Annotated in this window: 12 protein-coding genes and 2 tRNA genes; 4 read left to right on the forward strand and 10 right to left on the reverse strand. The window is 69.8% G+C overall.

Annotation, left to right across the window (positions count from 1 at the left end):
* Nucleotide 1: 1 nt before the first annotated feature.
* On the forward strand, nucleotides 2–1081 hold the full coding sequence (locus D6689_22415; GenBank protein RMH36531.1) for a hypothetical protein: 1080 nt from the start codon (nucleotides 2–4) through the stop codon (nucleotides 1079–1081).
* Nucleotides 1082–1185: 104 nt separating this feature from the next.
* Here the strand turns inward: D6689_22415 and D6689_22420 are convergent, their stop codons facing one another.
* Complete coding sequence (locus D6689_22420) at nucleotides 1186–1938, reverse strand: hypothetical protein (GenBank protein ID RMH36532.1); 753 nt, start codon at nucleotides 1936–1938, stop codon at nucleotides 1186–1188.
* 313 nt (nucleotides 1939–2251) lie between these two features.
* On the opposite strand from D6689_22420, the gene D6689_22425 reads away from it, so the two are divergent.
* Nucleotides 2252–2623, forward strand: coding sequence for a hypothetical protein (locus tag D6689_22425; protein RMH36533.1), 372 nt, complete (start codon nucleotides 2252–2254; stop codon nucleotides 2621–2623).
* A 71-nt stretch (nucleotides 2624–2694) separates the two neighbouring features.
* Here D6689_22425 and D6689_22430 read toward each other — a convergent pair whose 3' ends face one another.
* The 3 genes from D6689_22430 to D6689_22440 all read right to left on the reverse strand — a co-directional run bounded on the left by D6689_22430 (nucleotide 2695) and on the right by D6689_22440 (nucleotide 6450).
* Nucleotides 2695–4131 (reverse strand): hypothetical protein, encoded by a 1437-nt coding sequence (locus D6689_22430; GenBank protein ID RMH36534.1) that lies wholly within the window; start codon nucleotides 4129–4131, stop codon nucleotides 2695–2697.
* 60 nt (nucleotides 4132–4191) lie between these two features.
* Nucleotides 4192–4893 (reverse strand): SOS response-associated peptidase, encoded by a 702-nt coding sequence (locus D6689_22435; protein RMH36535.1) that lies wholly within the window; start codon nucleotides 4891–4893, stop codon nucleotides 4192–4194.
* Nucleotides 4894–4968: 75 nt separating this feature from the next.
* Nucleotides 4969–6450, reverse strand: coding sequence for a hypothetical protein (locus tag D6689_22440; protein ID RMH36536.1), 1482 nt, complete (start codon nucleotides 6448–6450; stop codon nucleotides 4969–4971).
* Between the two features lie 323 nt (nucleotides 6451–6773).
* Here D6689_22440 and D6689_22445 point away from each other — a divergent pair, with 323 nt between their 5' ends.
* On the forward strand, nucleotides 6774–7361 hold the full coding sequence (locus tag D6689_22445; protein ID RMH36537.1) for a hypothetical protein: 588 nt from the start codon (nucleotides 6774–6776) through the stop codon (nucleotides 7359–7361).
* A gap of 158 nt (nucleotides 7362–7519) precedes the next feature.
* Here the strand turns inward: D6689_22445 and D6689_22450 are convergent, their stop codons facing one another.
* From D6689_22450 to D6689_22475, 6 genes are all read right to left on the reverse strand, one after another.
* Nucleotides 7520–8347, reverse strand: a complete 828-nt coding sequence (locus D6689_22450) for a mechanosensitive ion channel family protein (GenBank protein RMH36538.1) — start codon at nucleotides 8345–8347, stop codon at nucleotides 7520–7522.
* Nucleotides 8348–8428: 81 nt separating this feature from the next.
* Nucleotides 8429–9364, reverse strand: coding sequence for a DUF481 domain-containing protein (locus D6689_22455; protein RMH36539.1), 936 nt, complete (start codon nucleotides 9362–9364; stop codon nucleotides 8429–8431).
* 217 nt (nucleotides 9365–9581) lie between these two features.
* A complete protein-coding gene (locus tag D6689_22460) occupies nucleotides 9582–9836 on the reverse strand; it encodes a hypothetical protein (protein RMH36540.1) in 255 nt (84 codons plus the stop codon).
* Nucleotides 9837–10474: 638 nt separating this feature from the next.
* Nucleotides 10475–10551: transfer RNA gene (locus D6689_22465), tRNA-Asp, on the reverse strand.
* 17 nt (nucleotides 10552–10568) lie between these two features.
* Nucleotides 10569–10641: transfer RNA gene (locus D6689_22470), tRNA-Val, on the reverse strand.
* Between the two features lie 118 nt (nucleotides 10642–10759).
* Entirely contained in the window at nucleotides 10760–13222 is a 2463-nt protein-coding gene (locus D6689_22475) for an endopeptidase La (protein ID RMH36541.1), read from the reverse strand.
* Between the two features lie 317 nt (nucleotides 13223–13539).
* On the opposite strand from D6689_22475, the gene D6689_22480 reads away from it, so the two are divergent.
* The coding region (locus tag D6689_22480; GenBank protein ID RMH36542.1) for a hypothetical protein at nucleotides 13540–14294 on the forward strand (755 nt) is incomplete at its 3' end.

Raw genomic sequence — 14294 nt, forward strand, 5'->3', positions numbered from 1 at the left:
CTTGACCACGTCGATCAACGCAGCCCTCGGCGTCACGTTCCTCGCGCTCGCGGTCCTCGCGACCGCGCTGATGTACCAGTTCTGGGGCTATCCGTACGACAAGGAGGCGCGCAAGAGCGCCTGTCCCCAGTGGAAGATGAACATTCACCGCGGCGTCGGCTTCGCGTACGCGCTCGTGTACGTGGTGCTCATGGTGCAGATGGTGCCGCGGATGTGGCAGTACCAGGTCGAATTTCCCGCCCGCACCGTCGCGCACATGATGCTCGGCATCACGATCGGTGTGCTGCTCCTCATCAAGATCTCGATCTTGCGGTTCTGGCGCCACTTCGAGGAGTGGATGCCGTTTCTCGGCACGGCCTTGCTTCTGTGTACCTTCCTGCTCACGGGCCTGTCGCTGCCGTTCGTCTACAAGGTCAAGCGCCTCGAGGCGCGCGCGCCGGGCGGCGGCGCGTTCTCCGCGGAATCCCGCGCGCGCGTCGCCCGCCTGCTCGGCAACGTCGACATGGGGCCGGACGCCAATCCCGGCGCGCTGGCGACCGAGACCGCGCTGCGTCGCGGCCGGTCGGTGTTGTTGCGAAAGTGCGTCCAGTGCCACGACCTCAAGACGATCATCTCCAAACCGAGGACGCCCGCCGACTGGTACCGCACGGTCGTCCGCATGGCCGACAAGCCGACGCTCGGCGAACCGATCGACGCGCGCGACCAGCGCGAGGTCACCGCATTCCTCGTGGCGATCACCCCGGACCTGCAGCGGTCCGCGAAACGAAAGCGCGAGGACGCGCTCGCCCGCCGCGCGGCCGAACACGCCGCCAAGCGCGTCACCGCCACACCTGCACAGTCAGCCGCGGCGACGGCCGCGGTCGACCCGGCCGACGCCAAGGCGACCTTCGAGCGCGTCTGCTCCCAGTGCCACGAGTGGACCGACATCGCCGAGGAGGAGCCCGAGTCGGTCGAAGATGTGGACGACCTGATCGAACGCATGGTCGGCAACGGACTCGAAGCACCGGCCGAGGACCTCGCCAAGGTGCGCTGGCATCTCATGCACACGTATGTCCGCGACGCCGCCCCCGCGCAGCCGTAACGGCGCCGTCGCCGCACCCAGTTGGCGCGCGAAAAAGTGGCCGGGAGGGCGGCGGAGCACACTCCCGGCCGGACGGCCACGCGGCGAAGCTGCGTCGAACCGCGTTACGGAACGCGAGCCCCCGTGAAGCCGGTGCGGATCACGACCGTGGCACCGAGGACGAGCGCTTCGAGGTCCCCATCCATGTCCGGATCGCCGGCCCATAGACACCCGCCGGCGTAGCCGGTCGTCACCAGGCCGGCCTCCATCGCGACGGCATTCCAGTCGCCGCCGTCAGCGGAGCCGACGGTCACCAGATCGGCGTCGGCAACGGATGCCGCCAGCAGCGCGCAGTTGACGCCGTTGGTGGCGACGCCCGCCCCCAGATACAGCCGGAACGAGTCGCCCGCCTCCCCGATCACGCCGAACCGATCGACCTCCGACACGATCACGTCACCGTCACACACCGGTTGACACTCCTCGTTCGGCGTGCCCGGCCCGCACGACGCCGGGTCGGGATCGACGAGGTCTCCCGCACACGACTGCGTCGGCAGCGTCACGATCATCCGATGCTCGTACCGGGTGTTTTGTTGGCGGACGGTCACCGTCTGCGGCCACGCCTCGCTCGGACACAGGATGTCGGGACGCGCGCAGTCCAGATCGAACGTCAGCGGATGGCCGTCATGCGTGATCTCGACGACCCCGCCGGCTGCCCCCAGCGTCCGTTCGTACACCGCGCCGCCGATCGTGATCGTCACGTCGAGCGTATCGTCGTACGTGATCGCCCACGTCCCCTCGACGTTCGGCGCCGGCGACTGCGAGTTCGCGGCGCAACCATCGCCGCGGGCCCCCATGACGAACGGCAATGCGAGCGCCATCCATACGATCGACGGGCGTGACGTGCGGTTCACGGGTTCCTCCTTGGGCTCCAGAGCGGCACGGCCACGCGGGGTCGAGAGCAAATACGGTGCCATCGCCAACCCCGCGGACGCCGGCGACCGCCGGTGGATAACGCGACAGTCGCCGCGACGCCGTGTGGGATTGCGCGACAGCCGCGCCCCGCGCCCGGGCGTGGCCGCGCGCCCCCGACCGGGTGCGCGATTGCGGCTTGCAGACCGCACATCGCCGCGGCGGCGTCACGGCGAATTGCGCAGTTGCCGGCTGGCCCACTGCCTGCAATCCCCCTTCGACGTGCAGATCTTCGTCGATTTCGTCCGAGCCACCGGCCTGTACGAGGCCGCGCACGAACCGAGCTGGATCGATCCGGAGACGCCGACCCGCGTGCTGGCGGCCCCTGGGTTTCTGCGCGCGTCGGGTCTGCAGGTCGTGGCCAGCCGCCGGCGCATCTATCACGTCGAGTCGGCGACGTTCTTGCCTCCGGTGTCGTTCCGCGACGCGGAGGTCCGCGACGGCGATACGGTCATCGTCGTCAACAGCGACGATCCGCTGTTCGACGACGCCGGCGCCGTCCGCGCTCTGTGGCAGGTCACCGGTGGAGCCGACCGGTGCCTGCGTTCGATCGGCGACCGGGGCGCCCGAGCGCCCTCGCACGCAACATCGTAGCGCGAGAACCGAAGGGGCATACGGGGATCGCAGGCCCGCGCCGTCCGGATCGCACGCCCGGGCGGCGCGGGTCACTTTTTTGTGCGCGGTCGCGCCCGCGGACACGCGCGCGACCGCCGGGACAACCCGAGGGCGACCGCGCACGCGAAAGCGAGTGCGCCGGCGAAAGGCGGCGTGTCGCCGGCGCGGCAACCGCAACCGCCGGGCTGCGGCAGGCACACGCGAACCGCTCCGCCGCGCGCGCGCTGGCACGTGTCGCCGTCGCCGCAGTCCGAATCGGCCGCGCACTTGTTCGCGCAGATGCGCGCGTTCGTGTCGTCGTCGACGACGACGCACAGCTCCTCGACGCACTCGCTGTCGGCCGTGCACGGCCAGCCCTGGGCTCCCGGCGACGGTGCCTCGTAGCGACACACTCCGTCGCCGCAAAACATGTCGGCCGGGCAATCGCCGTCGGTCGAGCAGTCCGTCGAGCAATACGTCGCGCGCGGATCGTCGACGCCGCCGATGCACGCGCCGTCTATGCACGACGTGTCGAATTCGCACGGCTCGCCGACCGCTTGCGTGGGATGGCAATCGCGGTCCGGCGCCGGACAGTCGTCTTCGGCCGCCTCGCACACGCCGTCGTAGTCGCAGTGCGGCGGGCAGTCGCGGTCGGTTGCCAGCGCGTCGCACGCGTCCGAGCACACGCCGTCCGCTTCACACGGACAATCCGGGTCCGGGGCTCCGCAGTTCGCCGCGCACAGGCCGTCGGCGTCGCACGCCGGATCGGCGTCCTCGTACAGCGCGACGTAGGTGTCGATCCAGTCCGCGTACACGTCCACCCGCGTGTCGATACCGATCTCGGCGCAGTCCGCGTCGCCGCGCGACGTGACGCCGGCGAGCACCTCGACCCCGTCGACCAGGACGAATGCCGGACCGCCGGAGTCACCGAAGCAGGTCTGCGCGGGGGCGCTCGCGTACGCGAAGTCGAGCGCGTCGAAGTTCGAGATTGCGGCGATGCCCTCGCGTTTGCGGCCACCGCCGCCGCCGTTCGGATCGGTCACGCCGTAGCCGACGAGGCGCACCTCGCGACCGAGCCACGATGCGTCGAACGCGGTGCGGTTGACCGGCCACGGCCGCACGGGCGCGGGAGCAGCGAGGACGAGCAGCGCGATGTCGTTCGACCCGCCGTCGTACTCGGCGTGTACGACTCCATCGACGACCGGGATCGGCACGCCGGACGCGGCGTGCTCGCCCACCTTGATCCACATGTCTGGAATCTCGGCGGGGTCGACGCAGTGCGCCGCCGTGACGACGATGTGCGGCGACACGACGGTGCCGGTGCAAAACGAGCTGCCGCCGAAAGACAGCGCAACGACGCCAAAGTCGTACGGATCGGCTTCGCCGTTGACGATCGCCGCCCGCCGCGCCGCGGGAGACGCGCCGCCTGCATCTGCCGCGCAGCCGGCGGCGGCGATCGTCGCTGCCGCCGCGCACGCCGCGAGCGCCGGGTGTACCGAGCCGCCCATCCCGATCCCCAGCGTAACGGAGTTCCCGCGCGCGCGACACCGCAGAGCGACACCACGCGGTCATACCCCGTCGGGAAACAGCGGCAGGGTGCCGCGCGGCTCCTGTCGCTCGATGCACCGCGGCGAGTCGTTCGCCGGCGAGTTGACCAGCGGAGACACGGGATAGGCCTCGAGCGCGCCATCCGGGCAAGGCGACAGCAGCGCCGACAGCGCTTCGGCATCGAACCGATCGTGGTCGAGCCACACGTCGTGCGCATCCGCGGGGAGGATGGCCGGCATGCGATCGTGGATCGGTGCCACGTCGCGGTTCGGCCGCGTCGTCACGATCGCGCACGTGCGCACCAACTCGCCATCCGGCGCCATCCAGCAGTCCCATAGGCCGGCCATCGCGAACGGCCGGCCCGAACGGTCGCGGATATACATTGGGATCTTGCGGCGGCCATCGCGACGCCACTCGTAGAACCCGTCGGCCAGCACGAGACAGCGCCGCTTGCGAAACGCGTCGCGAAACGCGCGGCGCGTCGCGACGGTCTCGGCGCGAGCGTTGATGAGCCGTCCCGGACGCGGGCGGTCGGCCCACGACGGGATCAAGCCCCACTGGAACAACTCGAGCGTGCGGCGGGCGCCACCGCCGGTGACGACCGGTACGGGCCGCGTGGGCGCCAGGTTGTAGCTCGGGCGGTAGTCGGAAGCGACCGCGTCCAGCCCGAACGCCTCGGCCAGGACGTCGGCGGGAGCGGTGGATGTGAACCGGCCGCACACGCCGGGAGCGTAGCCGCGCGAACGCCCGCACGCCACTGCAGGTGTGCGAGCGCTCGCGGCCGTCGCCGGCCCGGCCTACGCCCGGCCGTGGCGCCGCCGTCGCGCGCCGAGGACCAGGCACGCGATCGCGAGCCACCAGGTCGCGCCCGCGGTCCCGCCGCCGCCGACCGAGCACCCGCCACCCACCGTGCCATCGCCGGAGCCGTCCGCGCCAGGCCAACATACCGACTCATTGCCAGCGGTGGGCACGCACGCGGTGCCGACCGGACAGCTGGCAGCGTCGCCCGGATCGCACAGGTCAGTGCAGTACGAATCGCTGCCGTTGGACAGGCACAGGCCCGAGTCGCAGTCGGCCGCGTCGTCGCAGCGGCAACCGATGTCACCACAACCGCCGCCGCCGTTGTCGCCGCCGCCGCCGTTGTCGCCGCCGCCGCCGTTGTCGCCGCCGCCGCCGTTGTCGCCGCCGCCGCCGCCATTGTCGGGCGTGCACGCGCCGGCGTCGCAGCGGTAGCCGGCCGGGCAGTCGTTGTCGTCGGCGCACTGGTCGCCCGTGTCCGGCTCGGACACCGTCACGCGGACGGTCGCCGTGGACACGTCCGCGGCGTCGTACGCCTTCACCTCCACCGTGTGCTGGCCCGGAGCGATGTCTGGCGGCGTGTTGAACACGTAGGGCGGCACCGTGAGCGTGTCGACCAGCGCGCCGTCGATGTGCAGTTCGACGCGCTCCACTCCGGTGTCGTCCGTCGCGGTGACGCGGACGAAGAACCCGGGATCGACCGTCGAGTTGTCCGCCGGCTCGTCGATGCGCACGTCGGGCGGGACGCCGGGACCGGAAGGCCCGAGCGCCGCCATGAGCATCTGGTACGAGTTCTGCGTCGATCCGCCGCACTGGCACGACCGCGCGCTGAACTCGCCACAACGTGCGTCGATGTCCTGGAACGACTTCGGGCCACAGCCAGACAGGTAGGTCATCGGGTCCTCGCACAGGTACTCGTGGTCGAGCCCGAACGAGTGGGCCGACTCCTGTGCCACCGTCTCGCACAGGGACCGGTATGCGTTGCCGTACACCTCCGCGAACGAGAACACGATCGAGCGCTCGATGATCCCGCAACTAAACGGCGACACGCCGCCTACTCCGGACTGCATGCCGATGTCTTGCGGCCGCCCGGCGGTGACCGCCTCGATGTGGTCGACGTCGCCCGGGTCCTCCGTCGTAACCGTGATGTTGAACGGCGCGAACTGCTCGCGCACGCAGTCGGCGACCTGCTGGCGCGCCGACGCGCTACCCCACGGGCGGATCGTGCTGGTGCCGCGGACGATGCTCGAGCGGTTCGTCGCGCTGTCGTTCGAACCGGGCGTGTAGGTTCCGCCGTCGAAGTTCAGGTAGAGGATGCGGTGGCGCGGCGCCGCCGTCGGCTCGGTCACCTCGTCGTCGGTGAGCACGTAGATGCCGCGCGGCAGCTGCCCCGGCGCCGCCGGCGATCCGACGACCGCTTCCTGCGCCTGGCCCACGGCGGCCGGCTGCAGTTCCTCGGCACACGCAGGCAGACAACACACAGCGGACAAAACGATTGCGCGAGCACGCAGCATGCGAAGTACCTCCTCGGGTTGGACCCACCGGCGACGAGGCCGCGCCGGTGACGCATGCCACATCACATTGCGTGCCACGCAGGCGCGAACCAGAGCATCCATTCGAAATCACGCGCAGCCGCAAAACAAACGTCACCGGCCCGCGGTCCGTGCGGCGCGCGCAATCGGGGCAAAACGCCCTGCGTGCTGATACATCGGCGCATCACCCGCCGGGAAGTGCGAACGCCGCGCCGCAGCGGGCGTGCGCTCCGCACTTGTGTCGGGCCTCGGTCGGAGCGATCATCGGGCCCATGAACCTGCGCCCCGCTCGCCACCGGCTGTGGATGTTGGCCCTTGCGACCGCTCTCGTCGCCGGTTCGGCCGGCTGCGTAGTGCACGCCCGCGCGGCCTACCCGGCCGAACCCCCGCCGCCGCCGCAATACGCCGAAGTCGAGTACCGCCCTGGCTACGTGTGGGTCGACGGGCGCTGGGTATGGGGCTACGGCGGCTGGCAATGGCAGCCCGGCTACTGGGTACGCGCGCGGCCGGGCTACTACTACGTCGCCGGCTACTGGGACCGCCGCGGCGGCCGCTACGTGTGGGTCGACGGCCACTGGCGCCGAGGCGCCTATCGGCCGCGCGCCGTGCGCGTCCGCGACCATCGCGGAGGGTTTCGCGGCCCCGCGACCCGGCCGAGCGGCGTGCGCGTCCGCGACCATCGCGGAGGGTTTCGCGGCCCGGCGACCCGGCCGTCGCCCGTCCGCGATCACCGGTCGCCCACGGCGACTCCGCCGCGATCCAAGGCGCCGGCCACGCGGGCGCCCGTGCGCGATCACCGGTCCGGCAAGGGTACGAAGACGAAGGTCCGCGTACGCGACCACCGCCCGCGCGCCGACTGACGTCCGCCCGCCGGCCGATGGGGCCCTGCTGGCGACCGCCGCCCGCGCCCTGACCGACGCCGGCCGCGACGCCGCGCCCCGATCGACGCCGGTCGAGCACGGAGCGCCCGGACCGACGCCGGCCGCGCACGGAGCGGCGCCAGCCGGCCGGCACAACGCTAGCAGGCCGCAGCCTGCGCGCCGGCGGCGGGATGGATGTGGACGTCCCGCTGCGGATAGGGGAACGAGATTCCGGCGGCATCAAACTCCGCCTTGACCCGCTCGACGAGGTCGAACCGCACGCTCCAGTAGTCGTCCGCGTTCACCCACGGGCGGCAGACCCAATTCACCGCGCTGTCCGCCAACTCGGCGACCGCGATCTGCGGCGCGGGATCCGCGAGCACGCGCGGATCTGACGTCACCACCCGCAAGAGGATCTCGCGTACTTTCTGTAGATCGTCGTCGTACCCCACGCCGAAGACCAAGTCGATGCGCCGCGTGCCGCGGACGGTGAGGTTCTCGATCGTACCGCCGACGATCTCCCCGTTGGGAACGAGGATCTGCCGGTTGTCTCCCGTCACCAGCACCGTGTTGAATATCTGGATCGCATCGACTTTGCCCGTATGACCGGCCACCGATACGACGTCACCGACCCGATACGGTTTGAACAACATGATCATGACGCCGGCTGCGAAATGCCCCAGCGATCCCTGTAGCGCGAATCCCACCGCGAGCCCGGCCGCACCGAGCACGGCGATCGCAGCGGTCGTCTCGACGCCGACGCGTTCCAGCGCGGCGATGACCACCATCGTGACGAACAGCGCGTAGCACAGATCGCACAGGAACTTCCGCAGCGCGGGTTCCACCCGCGGTTCCAGCACCCGGTCGACTGCGCGAACGACGGCGCGCGCCACCCAGCGGCCGACGACGAAGATCCCCGCGGCGACCGCCAAGTTGACAGCAAACGGCAGGAGATAGTCGCTCGCGATCGAGCGAACGGTTTCCATATCGAAGTTCATGGTGCTCCTTGCAACTCGGCGCGCCCCGACCGACGTGCGGCCGGGCAGAACGCCCCGCCCGACTCGGCTCTACATGAAGGTGTAGATGGCAGTGATCTCCGTGCGCGTGTCCACGGAATCCGCTGGCGGTACGAATCCGTCCGCGTAGGGCAGGTCGAGCGGAGGACGCGCAGACGGAGCGTGATCGTAGCGCAGTAGCAGCGCCACGCCGACGCTGAGCTCTTCCCACACGCGGGTTGTGAGCTTCGCCGCCGCATTGACGCGCGTGTCCTCGAAGCGATCCACCCGCCCCGTCGCAACGTCGAGCCGGTTGACGTTCGACAGCAGTTCAATCGATGCATCCGCCGTGCTGTGCGGGTTGAACTTTGCCTCCCAGCCGCCGAACGCGCGGACCGAGTGGATCGCCACGCCGTCACCGACAACCGGATCTTCGTAGGACAAGTCGTACCCGAACTCGGCGGTGACGGTCGTTCGGTCCGACGCGACCAGCGTGCGGCTGTAGCCGACCTGTCCGCCGCCGACAAACTGCTTGCCGGCCGGCTCGTCCGCCGCGGCGTTGAGCGACACGAATGCCGCATTTTGCGACGTGATGAACACGTCATAGCGCGCCTTCGTCGCCCACGCCTTGGTCGTCGTCACCTCGCGCTCCGCGATCTCTGCAGCGCCGTCGACGACCCCGTTGGCATTGGCGTCGACGGCGAACGCGATCTGCGACCGCGCGAACGCGCCGCCCGCCTCCAGTTGGAAGCGACTTCGGCGATGCTTGCGCGACACCTTCCCGGTGCCCGACAGCGCGGTCGTGTCGGAGTTACCCGTCGTCCATGCCAGCCCCGCCGTGACCGACGCCTTCCATTCGGGTGCTTTCGCGTCGACCGGCGCTTTCTGAAACTCGAACGAGGGGTCCCCGGCGGCTGCAGTGGGGCCCGCCAACGCGACCGCGACGCCCGCTGCAACCCCGACCATCCGCGACATGTGACCTCCTGTGTCGTGCGGCGCGCTCGTCATCGCAGGGAACGCGGCCGCGGCCGCCTGTCCGCCCGTCCCCCGTAAAGCTCGTTACAAGAACATGGCATCCCAGCGCCGTCAACATTCGATTCGTTGCCAACCAATGCAATCCCCAGAGTGGGCGGCATTTTGACCCGATCCGCGACGCGCCGCCGCATCACGCGGCGGTCGCATCAGCGGCCACGGCGCACCGCGACGACGCCCCGCGCCGGTCGCGTCAGCGACCACGGCGCACCGGGACGACGCCCCACGGCGCGAACACGTCGTCGGCCGGTTCGTACGGGCGGCGCTCCGGCGCGCGCGCGTGGCAGGTGCGCGTGTCGGCACACGCAACGGTCGGCACGTAGAACCGGACCGCGAGCGCGAGCGAGTGGGCCGTGCACACCGGCGCGCCGCAGCGGCAACAGCGCTGTCCGGCCGGCTCACCGCAGACATGGCAGCGCGCCGTGTAGTCCGCCGTACGGTAGGGCATCGCTCTCAAGATAGCGCGACTGCTCCGCGAACCGGTCGCCGCGCTCGGTCCACGTGGCTGTTGCAAACCGGCGCGCGCCGGCGCGGCGGCGACATGCGAGGCGCGGGTCGGCGCGCGCCCGCAGCGAACGACGGCGCGGTGCACCATCCGGTGCCGACGTGCGCGAGGACGCACGCCGGCGAACGCCCGCCGGCTGCGCCCGCAGCCACTGGCTACGCGCGACGGCCGCCTGGCTGCGGACCGAGCGCCCGCACCGGCGAACGAACGCGCGCAGATCGCGCTCGGCGTCACCGCCGGCCGGTTCCCTGGCGACATCGTCGAAGGTCCACGCCGCCTGCGCGGCTGGGCGACGATGCGCATCGGCTTGCGCGACGCCAGGCCCGCCGTCCCCCGATCGCCCGCTCCGCAGCGGTCATCCGCGCCGCGCGCGTGGGCGCCGCGCGCGCCCCCGCGACGCGCGTGCCGTGTGCGCGGCGCTCGCCGCCCCCTGCACGCGCCGGCGGCGCGTCCAGACCGCGGCACGCCGTCGCCGGCGACCGCCGGGGTCGCGAAACGGCGAGCCGCAACGAGAAGGCGCCCGGCGAATTCCTCCGGCGGCGCGCGCGGCGTGAGGTTCTCCGTGATTCGGTCGAAGAGGTGGGCGGAGCGGACGGGACTCGAACCCGCGGCCTCCGGCGTGACAGGCCGGCGTTATAACCAACTTAACTACCGCTCCAAGTCTTCGGTTTTCAGTGGGCGGAACAGGGCTCGAACCTGTGACCCTCGCCTTGTAAGGGCGATGCTCTTCCAACTGAGCTACCCGCCCGGTTCGGCCGCCCCGAGGGCATCGGGTAAATAGCCGGAGTCCTGCCCGATTGTCAATACCCAAGTGCCGTTCGGCGGCGCCGCGGCGACCGCGGCCAGCGGTTGCGGACTCCGGCCGCTCAGTGGCCCGCCGGCACCCGCTCGATCGTCGCGCCGGCCGTGCTGTCCCCGGTTTCGTCCGTCTTGGCGACCACTTTGCGCCAGTCGACGGTGTTGCTCGGCGCCACCATGAACGAGTCGGGATCCTTGTGGGCGATCGCGAGTTTGAGCACCTCGTCCATGTGGGAGACCCGGTGAATGGTCATGACGTTCATCACCCGCTCCGGGATCTCCTTGAGGTCCTTTTCATTCTCCTCGGGAATGATGACCTCGTAGATCTCGGCGCGGTGGGCCGCGAGGATCTTCTCCTTGAGGCCGCCGATCGGCAGCACGCGGCCGCGCAGCGTGATCTCGCCGGTCATCGCGATGTCCTGGCGCACGGGGACGCGCAACAGCGCCGACACCAGCGCGGTCGCCATCGTGATGCCGGCGCTGGGGCCGTCCTTCGGGATCGCTCCCTCGGGGAAGTGGACGTGCACGTCGATCTTGGACTGGAAGTTCGGGTCGAGGTCGAGCGACTCGGCGCGAGACCGCACGTAGCTCATCGCCGCCTGCGCGGACTCCTGCATGACGTCCCCGAGGCTGCCGGTGAGGATGAGTTTGCCCTTACCGGGAACGACGCTCACCTCGGTCGCGAGCAGGTCGCCGCCGTGCATCGTGACGGCCAGGCCGTTCGCGAGCCCGATCTCGTTGGCCATCTCCCGGCGCTGCTTGCGGTACTTCTCGACGCCGAGGTACTCGCGCACGCGCTCAGGATCGACGACGTAGCGCGCCGGACGCGCCGTCTTGTCCTTGTCGCCGGCGTCTTTCGTGCGCAAGTAGTCCTTGGCGATCTTGCGGCAGATCTTCGAGATCTCGCGCTCGAGATTTCGGACGCCCGCCTCCTTCGTGTACTTGTGGATGATCTCGCGAAGTCCCTCCTCCGTCCACTCGACGTCGAGATCCTTGATCCCGTTTTGCTCCATCTGTTTCGGGATCAGGTACTGCTGGGCGATCGCGAGCTTCTCCCACTCCGTGTAGCCGGGCAGGTTGATGATCTCGAGCCGATCTTGTAGCGGCAGCGGAATCTGATGCTGCGTGTTGGCCGTCGTGATGAACATGACGTCCGACAGGTCGTAATCGAGATCGATGTAGTGATCGTTGAACGAATCGTTCTGCTCGGGGTCGAGCACCTCGAGCAGAGCCGACGCCGGATCGCCGCGAAAGTCCTGCGACATCTTGTCGATCTCGTCGAGCAGGAACACCGGATTGTTGGCGCCGGCTTTTTTCAGACTCTGGATGATCTTGCCGGGCAGCGCACCGATGTAGGTACGACGATGCCCGCGGATCTCCGCCTCGTCCCGCACGCCGCCGAGCGACTGGCGCACGAACTTGCGGCCGGTCGCCCGGGCGATCGACCGAGCGAGCGACGTCTTGCCGACGCCGGGCGGACCGACGAGGCACAAGATCGGTCCGCGAAGCTTGCCGACGAGCGCCTGCACGGCGAGGTACTCCAGAATGCGCTCCTTGACCTTCTCGAGCCCGTAGTGGTCCTCCTCGAGGATCCGCTCGGCCTCGGCGACGTCCATCTTCTCTTCGGTCTTCTCCTCCCACGGCAGCGACAGGATCCAGTCGATGTAGTTGCGGACGACGGTCGCCTCCGCGGACATCGGCGACATCATCTTGAGCTTCTTGAACTCCTTCTCGACGCGATCGCGCGCCTCGGCGCTCATCCGCTTCTTCTTGATGCGCTGCTCGAGTTCGTGCAGTTCGTTCTTGAATTCGTCGCGGTCGCCGAGTTCCTTCTGAATGGCCTGCATCTGCTCATTCAGGTAGTACTCCTTCTGCGACTTCTCCATCTGCTTCTTGACGCGCGTCCGGATCTTCTTCTCCACTTGGAGAATCTCGATCTCGGCCTGCATCAGCTCGTAGAGCTTCTCGAGCCGCTTGGCGGCCGACGCCTCCTCGAGGATGGTCTGCTTGTCGTTGAGCTTGAGCGACAGGTGGGCGACGATCGTGTCGGCGAGCCGCGCCGGCTCGTCGATCGTCTGCACCGACACGAGCATCTCCGGCGGGATGCGCTTGTTGAGCTTGACGTAGTTTTCGAAGCACTGCTGCACCTGCCGCATCAGCGCCTCGACTTCCGCGGTCTGCTCGGTGACCTCGTCGATCTCGTCGACCTCGCACAAAAAGTACGGGGCAGTCTGCAGGTACTTGCGAATCCGCGCGCGGCGGCGCCCCTCGACCAGAACTTTCACGGTGCCGTCGGGCAGGCGGAGCATCTGGATGATCTGGCCGATCGTCCCGACGCGGAAGATGTCGTCCTGCTTCGGGTCGTTGGTCTTGGCCCGTTTTTGCGCGGCCAGCAGCAGCTCCTTGTCCGAGGCCATCGCCTCTTCGAGCGCCGCGATGCTCTTTTCGCGGCCGACGAACAGCGGCACGACCATGTGGGGGAACACGATGATGTCGCGCAGGGGGAGGAGCGGAATGGTTCGAGTGGTCATTGTGTCTTGCCCGAGATACCACGTTTCGCTGACCGCACAACGCGGACGGCCGGCACGCGGCGCGAACCCGGTGGGCTATTTTCGGCCGGAAGATCCGGATTTCCCAAGAAATTCGCCCACGAAATGCGCGGCGCCGCAGGTCCGCAAAAAGGTGCATGTGCGGTAAAAACACCTCGCACATGCGCGGTCGACATGCCCCGTTCGTCGCGTCCGGGGAGCAGTAAATTCAGCCACTTATCTTCATCGCCCCCAGAAACGCGATCTCGCTTACGCGCCACGACGTGGGCACAGGGCCTGCCTCCCTGTACTGCGCCGGGATGCACCACGCCCTCACGCCCACCTACGAGTTGTTCTTCGTCCTCGAGTCGTTCCAGGCCTGCCTGGGGGAATACGTAGCGGCCTTGCGGCCGCTGGATGGCCGGATCGATCACGGCTTGCTCGGCTGCGATGCCTACTACCGCGAGGATACCGACGTCGCACTACTCGCGTTGCGCTTCGACGAGCGCGTACTCGACGCCGACCGCCTCGGATGGATCTTGGATTTCGCCACGGGCGCCGGGCTGGCCGCGCTCGACCCGACGCGCCTGTCCGACGACGATCGCCGGCGGTTTTACCGCCACTATCTGAACGAATACCCGCTGCGCGCCGAAGGCCACCCGCGCCCCGACGACGCACTCGGCGCGCTGGCCACCGCTCTCGGCATCCGGGTGCCGCGCCCGCGCGCGCTCACCGGCAACGTCGTGCGAACGCCGGCACCGGAGCGCGAGCCGATGCCAGCCGCGGCCGGCGCGCCCCGCACCGGGGCGGCCGCCCGCGCGCCGAACGCACCGCCGGCGCCCGCGCGGCCGGGCAGCCGCATGGGGACCGAAGCCACCCGGACGTGGCGTCCGGGCAGTGGGCGTCCCCGGCCGCCCGGTGCGGAGGCGGCCGGCGCGCCGGCGACGCCCCTGGCCGACCAGCCGACCGAGCCCACCCGCCGGCCGGACGGCGCCGCGGGCGGGACGCGCGCCGCCGCGCGCCGGCCGCCGCCCATTCCGCGCGCCCCCGGTGCCCCCGCCCGCTACCCGCGCGC

The sequence above is a fragment of the Deltaproteobacteria bacterium genome (assembly GCA_003696105.1).
Taxonomy (GTDB): domain Bacteria; phylum Myxococcota_A; class Polyangia; order Haliangiales; family J016; genus J016.